The 19,789-nt window shown below is 49.4% G+C and carries 16 protein-coding genes and 1 tRNA gene; 12 read left to right on the forward strand and 5 right to left on the reverse strand.

What is annotated here, in order from left to right:
* The first annotated feature begins 3 nt into the window (after positions 1-3).
* Positions 4-77: transfer RNA gene (locus WMO65_RS23965), tRNA-Met, on the forward strand.
* A 49-nt stretch (positions 78-126) separates the two neighbouring features.
* Here WMO65_RS23965 and WMO65_RS23970 read toward each other — a convergent pair.
* From WMO65_RS23970 to WMO65_RS23990, 5 genes are all read right to left on the reverse strand, one after another.
* Complete coding sequence (locus WMO65_RS23970) at positions 127-1,659, reverse strand: BCCT family transporter (protein ID WP_158587363.1); 1,533 nt, start codon at positions 1,657-1,659, stop codon at positions 127-129.
* Between the two features lie 30 nt (positions 1,660-1,689).
* A complete protein-coding gene (locus WMO65_RS23975) occupies positions 1,690-2,994 on the reverse strand; it encodes an MFS transporter (RefSeq protein ID WP_330641629.1) in 1,305 nt (434 codons plus the stop codon).
* The gene (locus WMO65_RS23980) at positions 2,957-4,375 is read right to left on the reverse strand and encodes a trimethylamine methyltransferase family protein (RefSeq protein ID WP_187370566.1); all 1,419 of its coding nucleotides are present in this window, start codon (positions 4,373-4,375) and stop codon (positions 2,957-2,959) included. The genes WMO65_RS23975 and WMO65_RS23980 overlap by 38 nt, the downstream gene beginning before the upstream one ends.
* Positions 4,376-4,529: 154 nt before the next feature.
* On the reverse strand, positions 4,530-5,177 hold the full coding sequence (locus WMO65_RS23985) for a TetR/AcrR family transcriptional regulator (protein ID WP_033142488.1): 648 nt from the start codon (positions 5,175-5,177) through the stop codon (positions 4,530-4,532).
* Positions 5,178-5,364: 187 nt separating this feature from the next.
* Positions 5,365-6,228, reverse strand: coding sequence for a helix-turn-helix transcriptional regulator (locus WMO65_RS23990; RefSeq protein ID WP_158587365.1), 864 nt, complete (start codon positions 6,226-6,228; stop codon positions 5,365-5,367).
* Positions 6,229-6,690: 462 nt separating this feature from the next.
* Here WMO65_RS23990 and WMO65_RS23995 point away from each other — a divergent pair, with 462 nt between their 5' ends.
* The 11 genes from WMO65_RS23995 (at position 6,691) to WMO65_RS24045 (ending at position 19,787) form a co-directional block, all read left to right on the forward strand.
* Positions 6,691-7,686 carry an ABC transporter ATP-binding protein gene (locus WMO65_RS23995; RefSeq protein ID WP_081960461.1) on the forward strand — a complete coding sequence of 332 codons (996 nt, stop codon included), beginning with the start codon at positions 6,691-6,693 and terminating at the stop codon, positions 7,684-7,686.
* Positions 7,673-8,647: an ABC transporter ATP-binding protein gene (locus WMO65_RS24000; protein ID WP_033142485.1), complete on the forward strand. Its 975-nt coding sequence runs from the start codon at positions 7,673-7,675 to the stop codon at positions 8,645-8,647. Before WMO65_RS23995 ends, WMO65_RS24000 begins: the two co-directional genes overlap by 14 nt.
* Positions 8,648-10,030, forward strand: coding sequence for an MmgE/PrpD family protein (locus tag WMO65_RS24005; protein WP_148392114.1), 1,383 nt, complete (start codon positions 8,648-8,650; stop codon positions 10,028-10,030). It begins immediately after the preceding gene.
* Positions 10,031-10,038: 8 nt separating this feature from the next.
* The gene (gene argH / locus WMO65_RS24010; RefSeq protein WP_349064696.1) at positions 10,039-11,547 is read left to right on the forward strand and encodes an argininosuccinate lyase; all 1,509 of its coding nucleotides are present in this window, start codon (positions 10,039-10,041) and stop codon (positions 11,545-11,547) included.
* A 21-nt stretch (positions 11,548-11,568) separates the two neighbouring features.
* Positions 11,569-13,167 (forward strand): glutathione ABC transporter substrate-binding protein, encoded by a 1,599-nt coding sequence (locus WMO65_RS24015; RefSeq protein WP_052099597.1) that lies wholly within the window; start codon positions 11,569-11,571, stop codon positions 13,165-13,167.
* Positions 13,168-13,237: 70 nt separating this feature from the next.
* A complete protein-coding gene (locus WMO65_RS24020) occupies positions 13,238-14,158 on the forward strand; it encodes an ABC transporter permease (protein WP_033142483.1) in 921 nt (306 codons plus the stop codon).
* 15 nt (positions 14,159-14,173) lie between these two features.
* The gene (locus tag WMO65_RS24025; RefSeq protein ID WP_033142482.1) at positions 14,174-15,001 is read left to right on the forward strand and encodes an ABC transporter permease; all 828 of its coding nucleotides are present in this window, start codon (positions 14,174-14,176) and stop codon (positions 14,999-15,001) included.
* Between the two features lie 20 nt (positions 15,002-15,021).
* Positions 15,022-15,858, forward strand: coding sequence for a hypothetical protein (locus tag WMO65_RS24030; protein ID WP_148392115.1), 837 nt, complete (start codon positions 15,022-15,024; stop codon positions 15,856-15,858).
* A 247-nt stretch (positions 15,859-16,105) separates the two neighbouring features.
* Complete coding sequence (locus WMO65_RS24035; protein ID WP_148392116.1) at positions 16,106-17,782, forward strand: ABC transporter substrate-binding protein; 1,677 nt, start codon at positions 16,106-16,108, stop codon at positions 17,780-17,782.
* Between the two features lie 153 nt (positions 17,783-17,935).
* A complete protein-coding gene (locus WMO65_RS24040; protein WP_148392118.1) occupies positions 17,936-18,928 on the forward strand; it encodes an ABC transporter permease in 993 nt (330 codons plus the stop codon).
* The gene (locus WMO65_RS24045; RefSeq protein WP_052099596.1) at positions 18,921-19,787 is read left to right on the forward strand and encodes an ABC transporter permease; all 867 of its coding nucleotides are present in this window, start codon (positions 18,921-18,923) and stop codon (positions 19,785-19,787) included. Before WMO65_RS24040 ends, WMO65_RS24045 begins: the two co-directional genes overlap by 8 nt.
* The last annotated feature ends 2 nt before the right edge of the window (positions 19,788-19,789 follow it).

Below are 19,789 nucleotides of genomic sequence, written 5' to 3' on the forward strand. Positions count from 1 at the left end.
GATGGCGAGATAGCTCAGCTGGCTAGAGCATACGGTTCATACCCGTAGTGTCGAGGGTTCAAGTCCCCCTCTCGCTACTATAAGAAAGCCCTTGCGGAAGAAATTCCGCAAGGGCTTTTCGTGTTTTTATGCCGGAGGTTCCTTTTTATCCTGATACATATGGGGTGTAAACATAAGTTTTATTGCACTTATCATGACAAACAGCAGGAAAACTGCTGCGGGAAGCCCCCCGATATTGGATATCATTTTCAGTCCGTCGACACCGCTGCCCACATTCATCATAATAAGTGTAATCAGTGCGATTTCCCCCGCCCAGAGTATTTTGATCCAGCTGGGAGATTCATCACCTTCATGATCCAGGCCATGGGTGGACAGGTCGGAGATCGCAATGACAGTGGAGTCGGCTGCAGTTACAAAGGAAAGAAATACAGCGATGAGGAAAATAAAAACCAGCAGGCCGGTAAAGGGCATGTTTTCAAAAAGCTGATAGATCGTGTTTTCAATTCCGGATTCAAACGCTTCAACCATTCCGCCATTTGACCGGTTCAGGGTAAAATGGATGGTGGAACCGGACATAATGGAAAACCACAGGATACTGAATACAGACGTGGAGAACAGATTCATGGCTACTAAATCCTTAATCCTCCGCCCATATGCGATTTTACCAAGAAAGACTGCCGTGATAGGTGCCCAGGACATCCAGCTTGCAAAGTAGAAGATAGGCCACTGGGCTGTCCAGGAATCAGTCGCAAAGGTGCCCGTATAAAGGGATTTGGAAAAAAAGTTATTTAGGTAATCCCCCAGGCATTCCACACCAAAATTACAGATAAACTGTGTTCCGCCAAATATCAGTACAAAGCCAATAATAAAGAAGTAAATGTAGACATTGATATTTGACAGCCGCCGTACTCCGCGCATGATACCGGAGAGCGCAGAGACCAGAAAGGTGATAATGACTACAAGCATGATTGCGGACCACAAAAATGGAGTGGATTCCATGCCAAAGAGTTTATGGAGACCTCCGCTGAGGTTGAGAACTCCTACCCCCAGAGAGCCTGTAAGTCCGGCGACCAGCGTGAACAGGCAGATACTGTCAATCACTGCATTCAGATACTTATGTTCCCGTCCGCCAAGCAGAACCGTGACCATGGCGGCCAGCGAAAAGGATTTCTTTTTATTATAATACCCAAAGGCGAACATCACTGCAGGAAGTGTATAGATTGCATAGGGAAGTACAGTCCAGTGAGTATAAATTGCCGACATGGCAAATTTGGCGGCATCCGGTGACATGGCCTCTATATGGAGACTGTCTGGAGGATGCAGCAGGTGCTGTACCGGCTCTGCAGCGGACCAGAATATAATACCGCAGGCAATGGTGGTACAGATATTGATGCTGAACCATGAAAGGAGACTCATTTTTGGCTGTGCATCAGGTCCTCCGATCCTTACTTTGCCGAATCCGGAAAAATAGATGGCAATACATACAAAAAATATGAGGACCGGAAGTAAGATGAGCAGCCAGCCGAATTCATGGACAACGAAGCCATTTACTGTGTTGACGATCTCTGTGAACAGATCACTGTCTGCAATATTTATGATAATACACACAAAAAATAGAAAAAACGGCGGTAAAAATACTTCTGGTTTTATTTTTTTCATGCCATACCCCTCCATTTCACACAGGCCCTGTCACTTTCCCTGCCCGGTTTCGGGATTGGCTTTTATATAGCGTTTATTTATGATGACAGCTATGATTATGGCAGCCAAACCACATGCAGCCATAAAGGCAAAGAGTTTGTTAAAACCTCCGGTGATATCCTTATCCAGCCAGACCCCCACCATGGATGTGATAAAAGCATCCGGTATATACGCGATAAACGCAATGATACCGCTGGCGGCACCTGTCAGTTCCCTGGGAATGACCGCCTCGTCCATGATAGAATAGTAGATGGACTTGATCATATAGTTGATTCCGGAAATGAGGACCGATACAACAATGGCTATCCATAAAAAATTACCCAGGAAAGGCATGAACGCACTGGCTGCTGTGGCTGCGGCAAGCACACAGATCAGGAAACGGGAACGATATTTAAACCTGTCGGCTATAATACCGCCAATCACCCCAAGCCCGATCGCCAGTATATACGTTCTCAGAATCTGCAGCCCGCTGGATACCGCTGTACTTGTGTGAAGAACCTGTGTGGTATAGGTGCCAAAATAATAGGCTCCGCCGCAGTTAAGCGCGTAACAGAAGAAAATGAACAGACCTACCAGCCAGACGCCGGGAAGCTTTAAGGCTGCCAGTATACTGCCCTTTTTTGCCGCTTCTTTCTTTTCCGTCTGGACAGAAGAGGGAAATACGATCAGTGCAAGGACAGCAAAAACGAAGTAAATGACAGCAGCTATGATCAATATCATCCGGTAACCGCCCATCTCATCAGAGAACAGACTGAAGATCCAGATAAACAGAAAGCCGACAGCCGCGGAGACAAGGCTTCTCAGGGATTCACTGATTCCGAACAGTCTGCCCTGTTCTGAATCAGAACCAAAACTCCTCATAAGAGTAATATAAGGAGACCAGAGTGTAGCCGTAGTGAATACGGCATAAAGTGCAAATATGATGATAAGACTGGTATAAGACGGAAAAGTTGCCTGCCACAGCGTTGTGGCGCCGGTACCGGCAAGAGATATTCCGATCAAGATTCTGGGACTGAATTTCTGCGCCAGAATACCGCCCACAGCATAACAGAAGATTGCCAGAGTTCCGTAAATGGACCCCAAAAATCCAAGCTGTGTATTCGTAAGGTTGAGTGCGGCAATGGTCTGATCATAAAATGAGATACGGATAAACGGAATGAAATAAATCATTCCAACCATAAAGCTTAAAAGAGTCACTAAAAGGTTACGTTTTGATTTCGTCAGATTCATCCTAATTCCCTCCCTGTTTTGTATATACTTACGAGTCGACTGCCATATCAATATAGGCTTCGTCAATGCCTTCTTTTAGAAGCAATGCCTTTAAATCTCTGCATATTTCTGTGGATATATCCGGTTTTGGGTACACTTTCAGAAGCTGTTCCATGCGTTTTTCGATGTTTTTTCCAAATTGTCCCACAGGGTCTGCAATGGCACCCCTCACACTTACATGAGGCGCCAGCAATTCACTGCGGCAGTAATCCAGGGTGTGCTCTTCTATAAGGTATTGTCCGGCGTGCCCTACTTCATGGATAAGGTCAAGGGGAACCGTGTCAGCATTTACATCAATATCTTTCAGATACCGCTCGGTAAAATCCAGAATTTCAAAATCGGTTATCAGTTTTTCATAAGATACAGCCAGATAGCTGTCTATGATCCCGGCACTTTGAGTCATGATGTTGATTCCGCTCTCCTTACAGGCCATGCAGGTCATCATGGACTCATATCCGGCCTGTACATTAAATGATTTTGCATCGCTTAGCGAGCCTCCTGCCCGGCTTGGGATACCATAAAATTTTGCCATTTCCGCGCAATATTTATAACTGAGGGCCCCTTCCGGTGAGCCGATGGCGATGGCTCCGGTTGCCATGTCGGCATTCGTGGACTGGGAGCCGTAGATGACAGGGGCACCGGGTTCACACATCTGTGCCAGCGCAATGGTTGCAAGTACCTCTGCGTTGACAACCGCGATCATGCCCGCCAGTGTGACAGGGGCGGTGGTACCGGCCATAGCGGCAGATGCGATGATCACAGGCTGGCGGTATTTTGCCATAGTAAGGACGGTTTCCGTCATGATTTTGTCGAGATACAGAGGAGTATTTGTATTGGCGATGGTACACAGGCGGGGTTTTTCCTTCAGCTCCTCAACCGTGACGCCAAAGCGGATACAGGCCATTTGGATCAGTGTTTCCATGGATTCGTAATCCCCTGCAGCAGCAAAGATACATTTTTGTGTGTGCAGCATACTGGCCAGGGCCAAGAGCGTTATGTAGGATTCCGTGGGGATGTCATTGGGCTGGCAGGCAAGTCCCCCGTTCAGGCAGTAGGAGGGATTTCCCTCAAACAGCTTGATCAATTTGATGAAATCCGAAAACAGGGCAGGCCTGGTCTGTCCATCCTTGTCCATAATAAAAGTTGCGCCGCCGCACGGTCCGTTATAGCGCCTGTTTCCGCCGATCTGCATATCAAATCTGGAATCAGAAGCGTAAAGGGGGGCAGTGGAAGGTGCTTTTCTGACCCACTCCATAATTTGATCCTCTGTGAAATACGCCACATTTCCATCTACCTTTATGCCGTGGTTTTTCAGTATCTCCAGGGCGTCCGGATGGTAGAATTTCATTCCTGTTTTATTCAGGATCTGCATGCTGGCTTCGTGAATCTTTTTTACATTGTCGTTCATTTGGAAAATAACCTCCTTTTTTGTGGTGAACATGTTAACCAGTAGGGTAAAAAAAATATTTATGGAACAGGACAAGAATTTTCTTATCCTGTTCGGGGCGGATAGATATAGATGAAATCCGCCTTATGTCCTGTCAGGTACAGACACAGACCATTCAGATGAGATACATGCGGATGTTTTTTTCAATCAGAGCATCACAATGGGCAACTGCCTTCTGATAGGCATCAGGGTCTTTTGGACTGTTGATATACTCACTTAAGAGTCCCCTGGCAATCAGGCAGTTGATCTGACTTACATATTCCGCATCATCATAGCTGAGCCGTCCTTCTGCAGCAGCACGGCGAAACCAGATGTAATCTCTGTCCTCAATACATCCGCTGAAAATGGAGCAGTAAAACATGGCAGTGTTTGAACCCTCCACAAAAACAGGATACATTTTAAGGTATTCCTGCAGTATGGATTCCAGATCATTGCGTATGTTGCCCCAAAACAAATTCAAAAATATATAGGGATGCATAAACGCATACTTGTCAAAAAGTCTCCAGGCGTTTATCTGTGCTTCGATAATATCATCCTCGTTTTTCAGATTTTCCTCTAATTCCTCTATGTAAGGCTTCAGAAACCTTACAGATGCCAGGGCCAGTAAATAGTCCAGGCTTTCAAAGTGCTTGTACAAGGCGGCTGCCGAACATCCGACTCTTTTTGCCAGATCACGTACGCGGATATTTTCAGCGCCTTTTTCCAGAATCATATTATAAGCTGCTTCAATCAGCATTTGTTTGGTGTTATTTTCCGAGTTCATTTTTTTACCTGCTGTAATCTATATTTGTAAATGGCAGAATGGTCAAACCGATTATGTGGTGAACATGTTTACCATATAGCTGAATCATAATCTATATTTGTAATTTTGTCAACAGGTATTTTATTGTAACAGTGCCGTCAGGTCTGCGCATTTACTGCGCCGACCGTGCATAAGATTAGTGGCACCTTTATCGTGTAAAAATATCTCTTTTCGGGGGAGTTGGAGATACATAGCTGTCCAAAGTCAAATACTGTCTGGCATATTGTTTTGGTGACATGCCGACGGTTTTTGTGAAAGTATGTATAAAATGATTGTTGCTGTTAAAACCGGCACGCTCACCGGCCAGCATAACAGAGAGACCCTGCCTGAGATATGATTTCGCCAGGGTGAGACGTCTCCTGATGATATAATCCGTAATGGTCATCCCTGTCAGATCCTTAAAGCGGTGGCTCAGATAATATTTACTCACATAGAAATTCTGCGCAAGCAGATCCAGGCTTATTTTTTCGGTTATATGTTCATTTATATAGTCAATCACAGGATAATAAGCAGAGATCTGTTCTTCACTTGGAACCTGTGTAAGCAGCGGAGTATCGTAGAGAAAGTTAATATAGACCAGCACTTCTGCCAGCAGTGTCCTGGCAAAGATGTCTTTGCCGAAGGCAGAGCAGTCTGAGGCAAGATAGTATTCAATCTTGTTGATCAGCTTCAGAAGATGGTCTATCTGGTCAATATTCAGCTTGTTCATATGGTTGAACTGGTTATGGTTCCTGAAACATTTCAGCAGGTCAAAATCTTCTGTGGAGATTCCTTCCACCTCTTCCTGATAAAAACGAATAGAATAATACTGATAGATCGAGCGTGGTTTCGGCACACTTCTGTGCAGGTCACTGCTGTTTAAAATGAAGATGCTGCCTCGGGAAATGGGGTATATTTTGTCACGGATATAGAAGCTTTCGCCTTCTGACATTATGAGCAGTATTTCCATCTGGTCATGAAAATGAAACGGACTTTCCTGCCAGATCTCTTTTGTAAAAAAGCGTATTTCCATATCTGTTTTTCCCCCCTTTTTTCCTGTTATGTACATTGTCTGCAGCTGTTCCGTCAGGTCTGTATATCTGCTGCACTGGCCGTATACGAGTGCTGTCATCATTACTTTTTGAAAAGTATATCCCAGGCCGTTTCTTTTGTCAATAGATGTCGAATCAGGGGAAGATGGCAAATAATACCAATGTAAAATCGCAAAATAACACATATTTTACCGCAAAAAAAGCAAGATTCAGGAATTACAGAAAATCGAAAGAAAGGGACTGTATGAATTTTGGCGCAGAAAAACAAGGTTTTTGGAATAGTACCGACAGAGGCAGAAAAACAGCAAATTTAATGTTCTAACAAAGCAAGTTATAAGAACATTTAAACAAGGCGATTCGGTATAATTGATGATAGTTAATAGAAATTTAAGATAACGAAGGAAGTATTTACTGATTTTTTGGCATGACCAGGAGGTGTGAAGTTGGAAAAACTATTGGAAGTGAATGATCTGAGGACCTATTTTTTCACCCCGGATAAGACGATACCGGCAGTAGACGGGGTGAGTTTTCATATCAACAAAGGTGAGACACTCTGCATTGTGGGGGAATCAGGAAGCGGCAAAAGCGTGACCTCTCTGTCCGTCATGCAGCTTGTGCCCACACCCCCTGGAAAGTATGTAAGCGGCCAGATTCTGTTTGAAGGGGAAGATATTCTGAAAAAGACAGAGAGCGAAATGTGCGGTATAAGAGGCAATATCATCTCCATGATCTATCAGGAACCCATGACTTCTTTGAACCCTGTCTTCTCCATTGGGGACCAGTTGATGGAAACACTGAGGATCCATCAGAAGCTGACCAAGAAGGAGGCCCAAAAAAAGGCGGTCCATATGCTGAGCCTGGTGGGTATCTCAGACCCGGAATCGCGTATGAGAGAGTATCCCCATCAACTGTCAGGCGGTATGCGGCAGAGGGTCATGATCGCCATGGGGCTGAGCTGTGAGCCGAAGCTGCTCATTGCGGATGAGCCGACTACAGCGCTGGATGTGACAATACAGGCCCAGATACTGGACCTGATGAAAAAGCTGAAGCAGGAGCTGGATATGACGATCCTTTTTATCACCCATGATCTGGGCGTCGTGGCTGAGATGGCACAGCGCGTCATCGTCATGTATGGGGGAAGAGTGGTGGAGGAGGCAGAGGTGAGGGAAATCTTTAAAAACCCACGGCATCCCTATACACTTGGCCTGTTAAAGTGTATTCCCAGAATGGACAGCAGGCAGAAGCTGGAGGTGATCAAAGGTATGGTTCCTTCACCGGACCAGTTTGCCAAGGGCTGCCGCTTCCATCCCAGATGTCCTTATGCAAAGGAATTATGTACCCGTGAAGAGCCTCCCCAGCAGATGATCGGGACAACAAGGGTAACATGTCATTTTCCGCTGCATACAGAGAAGGAGGGAGAACGCAATGGGAGACAGTGATAAGAAAATACCGCTGCTGGAAGTGAAAGATCTCGGGAAAGATTTTGTCAGTAAGGGAAGCAGGGGAAAGAAAACAGTACATGCCCTGAACGGCATCTCCTTTACTGTTTACCAGGGGGAAACCTTTGGACTGGTGGGAGAGAGCGGCTGCGGTAAGACCACAGCGGGAAGAGTGATCAACTGCCTGACAAAACCCACCCGGGGGCAGGTATTGTTTGAGGGAAAAGACTTATTCCAGATGTCCAAAACGGAGATGAAAAAGGCCAGAAGAGAGATTCAGATGATCTTTCAGGACCCCTTTGCATCCCTGGACCCCAGAATGACCATAGGAAAGATCATTGAGGAACCCCTGGTCATACACCGCATAGGATCCGGGAATGAGCGCAGGGAAAAAGTGAAGAAAATGCTGGAACGTGTAGGATTACAGCCGGATTACTACAATCGTTATCCACACGAATTTTCCGGAGGCCAGAGGCAGAGGATCGGTATTGCCAGAGCCTTGATCTTAAATCCGAAACTGGTCATATGTGATGAACCGGTATCAGCGCTGGACGTGTCTGTGCAGTCTCAGATTCTCAACCTTCTGGATGATCTGCAGAAAGAACTGGGGCTGACATATATCTTTATTGCCCACGGATTAAGCGTTGTAAAACATATATCGGACCGGGTAGGCGTTATGTATCTGGGAAAGATGGCAGAGGTGGTGAATGCGGAGCAGTTATTTGAAAAACCGGCGCATCCCTATACACAGGCTCTTCTGTCAGCGAACCCCATACCGGATCCGGATTTTGTAAAGCAGAGAATCATACTTGAGGGGGACATCCCTTCAGCATCCAACCCTCCGGCAGGATGTTACTTCCATACCAGATGCAGATATTGCAAACAGATCTGCAGGGAAAAAGAACCGCCGTATCGGCAGATAGGAGACAGGATCGTGGCATGTCACTTTCCGCTGGAATAGATGAAAGAGAGAACGGGAATTGAAAGATTGGTAAACTACCTTTTTACACATCAGGAGGCACTGCGGTCTGCCAAAGCAGAACAGGCAGCCAGAATGTGCATTTTAGATGAGATTGGGTGCGGGATTTACGGCAGCCGGACACAGGAGGGGGCCGGTATTATCAAGACTGCGGCAGAACTTGGAAACGGCGGGGAGATTCCCGTATGGGGAACAGGTGTCCTGCTCACAGAGGATATGGCGGCCATGGTAAACGGCGCGCTCTGCCATATCAGGGAACTGGATGATGTCCATTACGCCATCCTGCACACAGGTGCTGTATGCGTGCCCTCCGCTTTGGCAGTTGCACAGCGCTGTGGCTCCTCATGGGGACAATTGCTGTGGGCCGTCACTGCAGGTGTGGAGGTGTCTGTCAGAATCGCGGAAGGCATGGATTTTTTAGATCACAGGGAAAGAGGCTGGCACGGAACCGCCACATGCGGTGCATTCGGAGCAGCGGCAGCCGCCGGAGTTCTGCTGGGTCTGGATGAGCAGCAGATGGTAAACGCTCTGGGGATCGCGGGAAGCAGGACAGGGGGAAGCTGGGCTTTTGCCGCGGACGGGGCCATGACAAAACGCATACATCCCGGTCTGGCTGCACGTGACGGTATCGTGAGCGCCTGTCTTGCAAAAAATGGGATCACAGGGCCCCATCAGGTACTGGAAGCTGCAGACGGTGGCATCTACCGCATGATGAGCAGGCAGTATTGTCTGGATGTGCTGGATGCCGTAAAAGAGAGGGCGGCTATAGAGGAGGTGGAGTACAAGTGGTTTGCATCCTGCAAATCCGTACATTCCCCATATACGGCGGCCCATGAGATTTTTAAACGGCACGGATTCACAGATGCGGAGAAAATCCGGGACGTGCGGGCAGAGGTGAACCAGTCCGCCATTGAGATGGCAGGCGGCACCTACCGCCGGGATTCGGTTGTATCCGCCCAGATCAGTATCCCCTACGGTGTGGCACTTGGCCTGATGGGCTTTGAGGGGAAGGCAGCAGACTACTCGGAAGAGCGCCTGAGGGATGAAAAGATCCTTGCTGTTGCGAAAAAAGTCAGGGTAGAGGAAAGCGAGGATATGAATCGTCTGAGAAGAGAGGAAAAACGCAGTGCCGCTAAAGTTACGGTTCAATGGAAGGATGGCAGCACAGATACAGAGACAGTAACAGCACCGAAGGGCTCCATGTTTAATCCTTTGTCAAAAGAAGATATCACGGGAAAGTTCATGGATCTGGCAGGCGGCATTATGGGAGAAGAGACTGCACGGGAAATCGCCTGCATAGCTTTAAAAAGCAATGCTTCGGATAGTGTTATGGAAATCACAGAAATCTTAAAAAGGAAAAAGTAGGAGGAGAAATGGAGAACAAGGAGAAAAAGGGAGGATTTTTTGAACAGATACAGGGGAATATCAATCCGGTAGTTCTGGAATATTACTACGGGCCGAAAATGAAGGAATCCGATACATCCTTTCCCTACCTGGTCCGTGTCATGAAAGCCCATGTCATCATGCTGAAAGAACAGGGCATTATCCCGGAAGAGGCAGCGCGCAGACTGCTTTCAGTCATGGAGGGATGGGGGGAACGGATTCCGACGCTTGACCCGTCCCTGGAGGATTTATATATCAATCTGGAACATCTGATCACGGTGGAGGCCGGGGAAGATATATGCAGTTATCTGCCGGTTGCCAGAAGCCGTAATGACGTGGAGGCTGCCATGTGGCGGATTGAGCTGCGGGAAAAACTGCTGAATTTGGCGGATGCCCTCCTGGAACATGTGGAGGTGCTGCACAGGCGTGCGGAGGAAACCGTGGACTATATTTTCCCGGGCTATACATATGGGCAGCAGGCACAGCCTGTCAACATGGGTTTCTATCTCTCAGGCATCGCGGCTCCTCTTCTGCGGGACGCAGAGAGAATCCTGCAGTGCATTGAACGGTTTAACAAAAACCCTCTGGGAGCGGCTGCCATGTCCGGAACAGAATACAACATAGACAGGGAACGGACAGAAGAGCTGTTGGGATTTGAGGGGGTTTGGGAACACACCGGGGATGCAGTGGCCAGCGCTGATTATATGATGGAGGCTGCCGGCATCGGAATATCTGTTCTGGTCACTCTGGCAAGACTGGCGGAGGATATTATCAACTGGTGTTCAAATGAAGCGGGTTTTGCGGACCTGTCAGATGACCTGATCGATTCAAGCAGTATTATGCCGCAGAAGCGCAATCCTGTCATTTGTGCAACGGTGCGTTCTCAGGCAAGGCTGCTGTCAGGAAGATACGCAGGAATATGTTCTGCATGCTCCGTGGAATTTCAGGCCAGCCGTGACATGACGGCAGCATGGTCTGATGTACTGGAATGTGTGGAGACTGCAAAAGGTATGTGCCGGATCAGCGCAGAATATGTAAAATCCCTGAAATTCAATAAAGAAGTTATGGAAGAAATCCTGTATAAGGGATTCTCCAATGCTACAGAGCTGGCGGACAGCCTGGTGCTGGAAGGAAAACTGTCCTTCAGACAGGCACACAGAGTGGTGGGAGGAGCAGTCAGCGAGCTTTTCCGTGCGGGAAAGGGTCAGGATGACCTGACCTGGGAGCTGCTGGATGGCTGGTGCCGTGAAATATGCAAAAAGGGCCTTCCGTTATCAGAAGAACAGGTGGACAAGGCAAAGAATTTCAGGATCGCTGTGGAGAGAAGGGACTGTCAGGGCGCGGCAGCTCCATCTCAGGTATACAGAATGCTCAGGCTGCAAAAGGAACAGAGCGGTTCTGTAAAGAGGGCTGCAGAGAGAAAAAGAAGTGTATGGAACCATGCAGAAGAAATGATGCACAAGTGTGTGCAGGCAGTTATCTCAGATGAAAGGCCGTAAAGGCCGGGGAGGGTTTAGCAGATGAAGAGAAGAATGTGCTCCATGATTTTAACCGGTATTTTAGTATTTGCATTATCAGCCTGCGGAGGCGATTCCGGAAATAAGAAAGAGACGGATCAGGAACAGAAGCAGGAGGAAAAAACAGAACAGTCTGATGACAGCCAGACCGCGCAAGTGGCGGATGAGCTTATTGTACTGACAGGAAGTGACGCGTCTACCTTTGATCCTCACTTCTGCACAGACTCTGCAACAGAAATATTCAATAAGAATATCTTCAATAACCTGGTACGCTTCAATGAAGATATGGAGATAGAGCCGGATCTGGCGAAGGAATGGTCCATATCGGAGGACCAGCTGACCTGGACCTTTAAGCTGGAGGAAGGGGTCAAATTCCACGATGGTACGGATTTCAACGCAGAGGCTGTTAAGACTTCCTTTGAGAGAGTGCTGGATGAGAACCTGGGTTCCCCGAGAAGGTCTGTGCTGGCAGCGATCACCAAGATTGAAGCTGTGGATGAGCATACAGTCAATATTTCAACAGACGTGCCCTGCGGCGCTTTGCTGCAGCAGTTATGCCACCCGGTCGCAGCGATCATCAGTCCGAAATCCCTGGAGGATTACGGGGAGGAGATCTCCACACATCCGGTTGGAACCGGTGCTTTTAAATTCGTGGAATGGAAGACAGGAGAAGAACTTGTTCTGGAGAGAAATCCGGAGTATTTTAAAGGGGCTCCCGCTGTGGAAAAGGTATATTTCAGAGTAGTTCCCGAGGATGCCACAAGAGCGCTGCTGCTCCAGTCAGGACAGGCAGATGTGGCGCTGAGGCTTCCCGTGACAGAGACCGACAGACTGGAAAGCGACCCGAATGTAACGATCCAGAAGGGCGACACAGTCATGACCATGTACGTTGCCCTGAATAACAGCAAAGGCGTACTCCAGGATGAAAAAGTACGCCAGGCAATGAATTACGCGGTGGACAAGGATGTGATCGTAAATGATATCCTGGGAGGCATGGCCACGGTTTCAGACTCTCCCATCTCTCCATATACCTGGGGATACAATTCCAGTATGAAATACGAGTGTGACGTGGAAAAAGCAAAAGAGCTTCTGGCAGAAGCAGGATATCCGGATGGTATAGAGCTTGAGCTGTGGACACCGGTGGGCCGCTATCTTATGGATACACAGGTGAGTGAGAACCTGCAGGCACAGTGGGAGAAAGCCGGAATTCACGTGAATATCCGTCAGTGGGAATTCCAGGCATTGATGTCAGAGGTAAAGAACGGAGGATTTGACATGGTTCTTCTGGGATGGAGTCCATCTACAGGAGATGCTGACCAGGGGTTATATCCGGTATTCCACTCCTCCCAGTTCCCGCCGAACTCCAACAGGGCGTTCTATAATAATCCGGATGTGGATGCGCTTCTGGATTCCGCTAAGACGGAGGTAGACGAAAATGCCCGCAAGGATATGTATGCAGAGGCAGAGAAGACCATCATGGAAGATGCAGCATGGACCTTCCTGTATTATCCGAAACAGGCACTGTCCTACCGCAGCAATGTCTCCGGCATTGAGATGCTGCCGACAGAACATATCATGCTTGAAAAGGTTACAAAGCAGTAAGAATACAGAGTAATAGATGAGACCACCGGCCTGCTGTTTTGGCAGGCCATAAGGCCAAGGAGGCGGTTGTTTGCTGAAATATATAATAAAGAAAATCATTTTTACATGCATTGTATTGGTGGGGGCTGCCACGTGCGCCTTTCTGCTCCTCCATGCGATTCCGGGAGATACGGCGGAGGCGCTGGCAGGACCGCAGGCAACCGTGGAGGATGTGGATAATCTGCGCCGTGCCATGGAGCTGGACCAGCCGCTGGGAAAGCAATATATCAGTTATATGGGAAACCTGCTCCACGGTGATCTGGGATACTCATACAGGACCAATAAGCCGGTTATGGATATTTTAAAGTCCGCATGGCCGGCAACCCTGCAGCTTGCGGTATGCAGCATGATCGTGGCAGTGCTTTTGGGGGTTCCCATCGGTATCTTCGCGGCCATTCACAGGGGAAAGGCAGGAGATACCATTGCAATGATAGCTGCCTTTTTAGGAGTGTCCATGCCCTCTTTCTGGCTGGCACTGTTGCTGATCATAGAGTTTTCAGTCAATCATAACTGGTTTCCTTTCTATGGAAGGGAAGGGATCTCCAGCTTTGTTCTGCCTTCCCTGACTCTTGGTCTGGGAGTGGCTGCCAATATAGCCAGGCTTACCAGGACAAGCATGCTGGAGGTTCTGGGACAGGACTACATAAGGACAGCCAAAGGAAAAGGTGTAAAAAGCGGGAAAATCATATGGGTGCACGCGCTGAGGAACGCGGCGGTTCCGGTGGTCACCATCATCGGCCTTCAGTTCGGAGTGCTGCTGGGAGGTCAGGTGGTGACAGAGACTGTATTTTCCTGGCCGGGTATCGGCAGAATGATCGTGGATGCGCTGAATACCAGAGACCTGCAGATCGTGCAGGGTGGTATTTTGATTCTTGCGGCTACGTTTACTATTATTAATCTGATCACGGATTTGGTATATGCACTGCTGGATCCCCGGATCAGGTATTCATAGAAGGGAGGGAAGGATGTGAGTACATTTCGTAAGATCATGAGAAACCCCAGCGCGGTTGTGGGGCTGTGTATTCTTCTGCTCCTGGTGGTTGTGAGTATAGCAGGACCTTTTCTGGTGGAATCGCCTTATGAACAGAATACCGCGGTGAAGCTTATGCCGCCTTCCGCGGAGCACTGGTTTGGTACGGATGATTTTGGCCGTGATGTGTTCAGCAGGATTGTCACAGGGGCGCACTATTCCCTTCTGGCAGGTTTTATTTCCGTGATCCTGGGACTTACAGGGGGGCTTCTTCTGGGGGCTTTTGCCGGATTTTACGGCGGGCTGTTGGATCAGATTCTAATGACTGTCTGTGATATTCTGCTGGCGTTTCCCAGTGTTCTGCTGGCAATGGCCATTGTAATGGTGATGGAACCGGGAATCTATACTCCAATGGTGGCAGTGGGTATCAGCTCCATACCGGTGTTCGCACGCCTTGTGAGGGCACAGTTCATGTCACTTCGGGAGAGCTGTTTTGTGGAAGCCGTTCGCTCTGCGGGGGCAGGGGATCTGCGTATTATTTTCCGGCATCTGCTGCCGAATTCCATTGGTCCCATTATCATTCAGGCCACGCTGAGGATCGGTTCTTCTATTCTGCTGGCAGCTACCCTGAGCTTTCTGGGACTGGGAGCACAGCCGCCTACACCTGAGTGGGGAGCCATGTTAAGCGCTGCCAGAAATTATGTGTGGACCGCATCTTATCTGGCATTGATCCCCGGTATAGCGATCACCATAACCGTAGTCGCGGTGAATTTGATCGGGGACGCGCTCCGTGATTACCTGGACCCCAGAACCAGAAATATGTAGATGTTGTCGGGAGGATAAATATGGCGAAAAAAGTACAGATCACACTGACAGCAAATGAGGGAAAGCGTCTGATCGCAAAAGCGGCAGGCAGAATGCCTGAGATACAAAATCGTCTGAAAAATCATAAGATTCTTCTGTGCGGCGGAACTACCGTGTCGGCTCTCTCAGAGGAGCTGGGTTTTGGGCCTCTGCGCATTTCCGGCAGAATTGATGCCAGCGGTACCAGGACAGCCCTGAAGAAGGCCAAAGCGCCGCATAATCTGCTGCTGGACCATGGAAAAGGACAGAATGTGGACAGCAGTATCCAGAAGGTGGCAGAGTCCCTGAATGATAAAGACCTGGTAGTTGTGGGGGCCAATGCCATTGACCCTATGGGAAGGGCAGCGCTGGCTTTTGCGGCACTGGGGGGAGGCAGCAGGGGATATGCCCTTCACAGTGCATATATGCAGGGCGTTCCCATGCTGATCCTGGCGGGCATCAACAAACTGATCCCGGATCTGGGGGCAGCCCAGGCTCACAGCGGCAGAGCAGGTATTGATCTGTCCATGGGGGCTGCCATCGGATTATACAATCTGTTCGGCCCTGTCATCACGGAGCTGAAAGCATTTGAGATTCTCTTCGGCGTGGAAGCTGTGGTGATAGCGGGAAGCGGCTTCGGGACCGGCGACGGAACCAGGACATTTGTCCTGCGCGGGGAGGAGGCATCTATCCAGCAGGCATGGGAGCTGTGCCTCGGCCTGAAGGGGGCAGGGGTGTCAGCCTGCGAGGACAGCCTGTTTACCTGTGTGGGAGGATGCAGACACTGCCAGCGTCACGTTGGCTGCTATTATAAAGAACTGGCCCAGGGCGAAGACTGAACCCCGGGATGGGGTTCGCAGATTCAGAATGAGAGTCTGCAGCCGGCAGAAAACCTGCCGTCTGCGGGCTTTTTTTGGTTGAAAAAACCTTGCTCTCAAAACCCCGGGGGCGGCTTGCGGGCCATTTTTCCCTCTGTTATACTCCATTCAAGACAGACCGGAAGCGGGATATCTTCCGGGATGAGAAAAAGTAAATGTGCAGACTACTGAATAGCTGCAGTGCGAAACAGAAAAAGGAGCAGAACACATGAAGAGAAAGATTGCGGCAGTCCTCTGCTGTCTGGCCATGACTATGACCTTGCTGGCAGGATGCGGGAGCGGAGGGGATTCCGGTACGAATTCCGCCAAGGAGACGGAACAGAAGAGCGATGAGACAGAACAGAAAAGTGAGGAGACGTCAGCGAAGGCAGATGCGTCTGCAAAAGATGAGGTGACCATTGGCTTTTCCAATGACGCGGACAGCTGGGACCCCTGCACCGGGTTCGGCTACACCGGTTCCCCCCTGTATTCCTCACTTGTGAGAGTAAACGGGGATGACAAGCTGGAAAATGACCTGGCCACAGAGTACAGTGTCAGTGAAGACGCTTTGACCTGGACCTTTAAGATCAGAAACGACGTGGTATTTTCAGACAAAGAGCCGTTAAAGGCATCGGATGTGGCGTTTACCTTCAACACCACAAAGGAAAAGGCAACCTACATGGATCTTACCATGCTGGAGAGCTGTACAGCAGCGGATGACACCACAGTGGAGTTCAAACTGAACAAGCCCTGCGTGACCTTCATCTATACAGTTGCCCAGATTGGAATTGTCCCCGAGAAATCCTACAGCGACAAGTTCGGCCTGTCCGCAGAGGAGACCATTGGCTCCGGTCCGTACAAGCTGACACAGTGGGACAAAGGACAGCAGTTCATCCTGGAGGCCAATGAAAATTACTACGGAGAACAGCCTGCCATCAAAAAGGCAGTGTTCCTGGTACAGGAGGAGGACGCCAGATTTGTCTCCGCAAAAGCAGGGGATGTGGATATTGCCCTGACATCCGCCACGATTGCGACCAATGAGATAGATGGTATGCATGTGGAGGAAGTGGAGTCTGTAGACAACCGCGGAATCACCCTTCCCACCGTGCCGGATGAGGGAAAGACAACCGAGGACGGCTACAAGATCGGAAACAACATCACTTCAGATGTGAATGTGAGAAAAGCCCTGTGTTACGGCATTGACCGGGAGAGGATCATGGAAGAGGCTCTGAACGGATTTGCGAAGCCGGCCTATACAGAGTGTGACGGCATGCCCTGGTGGAATGAGGAAACGGTCATTGAGACAGATGTGGACCACGCAAAACAGCTTCTGGATGAAGCGGGCTGGAAAGACGAGGACGGCGATGGGATCAGGGAGAAAGACGGCACAAAGCTGGCCTTTAACCTGATGTATTTTGCGGGGGATTCCATGCGGCAGGCAGTTGCCATGTCAGTGGCAAACCAGGCAAAGGAAAACATGGGATTTGACATTACGGTGGAGGGCGTCAGCGCAGACGACACCGTAAAGAGGATGTTCTCAGAACCCATGATAATGGGCTGGGGTTCAGACAGTCCCATGACTTCCTATATGCTGTACCACAGCAGCAATGCAGGTAAGACGGACTTCTATAATCCGGAATTCTATACCAGCGAAAAAACAGACGAATATCTTGACAAGGCCATGAATTCCCTCAGCATAGAGGAGTCTTACCAGTGGTGGCAGAAAGCACAGTGGGATGGGGAGACCGGTACTTCCATGAGAGGGGAAGCGCCCTGGGCATTCTATGTGAACATGTCCCATCTCTACTATGTGAAGGACGGATTGGACATCGGAAAACAGAGAATCCATGCGCACGGTGCTGCGTGGCCTCTGGTTGCCAACCTTGCAGAGTGGACCTGGAAATAAATAAAAGCAGGAGAAGCTGCTCCGGACGTAAATCGGCAGGAATGATTTTACGTTCGGGGCTGTTCGTGTCCTGGAGCGTGTTTGAAAATTCATTCCGACAATCTACACGCTCCGGTATGTTTTTTACAAGAGAAAATGAAATGGAGAGACAGAATGAAAAACAAGTATTATCTGAAATTGACGGGGAAATATCTGCTCCGCATGGTAACACTTCTCATAGCGGTCAGCACCATAAGCTTTCTTCTGGTCAGCATGTCTCCGGTGGACCCGGTGCAGCAGTATGTGGGGGCTGTGCCGAATGTGAGTATGGAACAGAGAGCTAAGATAGCGGAATACTGGGGGCTGAGTGATCCGCCGGTAGAACGTTTTTTCGCCTGGGGCAGGTCTGTTCTGCAGGGGGATTTCGGTGTGTCTCTGATCTACAGAAGACCTGTGCTGGATATCATCAAAGAAAAATTTGTCACCTCCCTGGCGCTCATGGCGGCGGCCTGGCTGTTCTCGGGAATCATCGGGTTCACGGTGGGATGTGTGATGGGGGCCTTTCACGGGAAAGGGCCGGATAAGGTCTTAAAGAAGGCCTGTCTCATCATGTGCTCTATTCCCACCTTCTGGATCGGAATCGTATTCCTCATGGTATTTTCCGTGAAGCTGGGCTGGTTTCCCATGGGCATGAGCGTGCCGAAAGGCGTTCCCACGGACCAGGTGACCATACTTCAGAGAATCCACCACCTGATCCTGCCCGCCCTTACACTGAGTTTTTTGTCTTTTGCCAATGTGGCGCTTCACACCAGAGAGAAACTGGTGGACGTGCTGGAAAGTGAGTATGTGATGTTCGCAAAGGCCAGGGGCGAATCCAAGTGGAGTATCCTGAAAAGGCATGGACTGCGCAACATTATGCTGCCGGCCGTGACCATGCAGTTCGGCTCTTTCAGTGAGCTCTTCGGCGGCTCCGTGCTGGCGGAGAATGTGTTTTCCTATCCCGGCCTGGGCGCTGCGGCTTCCGCGGCAGGTATGGGTTCTGACGTGCCGCTGCTCTTGGGGATCACCCTGTTCTCAGCGCTCTTTGTCTTCGTGGGAAATATGCTGGCAAATATCATATACGGGGTCGTGGACCCGCAGATAAGGGAGGGATACAGAAATGAGTGATATGACTGCAGCAGTATCCGGTGCACAGGGAAGAAGGATTTTCGTGAACCGGAGAACAAAGACTATTATATTTGCGGCCCTGATCTTTTTCGTGATCCTGGGCGTATATCTGTCGGGGGCCCTATTGAGTGATGACCTGATTCAGGCGGATTTTTCAAAAAAAGCGCTGAAACCCTCCCTGGAGCATCCTTTCGGCACAGACCTTTTGGGAAGGGATATGCTGGTGCGCACGGTAAAAGGGCTTTCGGTCAGCATTTCCGTGGGTATGATCGCCTCAAGCGTGAGTGCCGTGATCGCTCTGTTCGTGGGCGTTGCGGCAGCGACGGGGCGTTCCTGGCTAGATCATTTTATCAACTGGGTCATAGACCTGGTCATGGGAATCCCCCACACCGTGCTTCTGATTCTCATCTCCTTTGCCTGTGGAAAAGGGTTAAAAGGGGTGCTGATCGGCGTGGCGGTCACTCACTGGACAGGGCTTGCCCGAATCATAAGAAGTGAGGTGCTCCAGATTCGTTCTCAGCAGTATATAGGCGTTTCAAAGAAGCTGGGACATTCCAGCTGGTGGATCACCGTACATCACATTCTGCCCCATATGGTGCCGCAGTTTATCATCGGTCTGATCCTTCTCTTTCCCCATGCCATTATGCATGAGTCCGGCCTTACCTTCCTGGGATTCGGCCTCTCGCCGGAGCAGCCCGCCATTGGTATCATCCTGTCGGAATCCATGAAATACCTGTCATCCGGCATGTGGTGGCTGGCATTTTTCCCGGGCCTAATGCTTGTGGTCATTGTACTGCTTTTTGACCGTCTGGGTGAAAATATGAAGAAAATCTTAGACCCGTACAGCGCACATGAATAGGA

This window comes from Blautia caccae, from assembly GCF_040095955.1.
GTDB lineage: Bacteria > Bacillota > Clostridia > Lachnospirales > Lachnospiraceae > Blautia > Blautia celeris.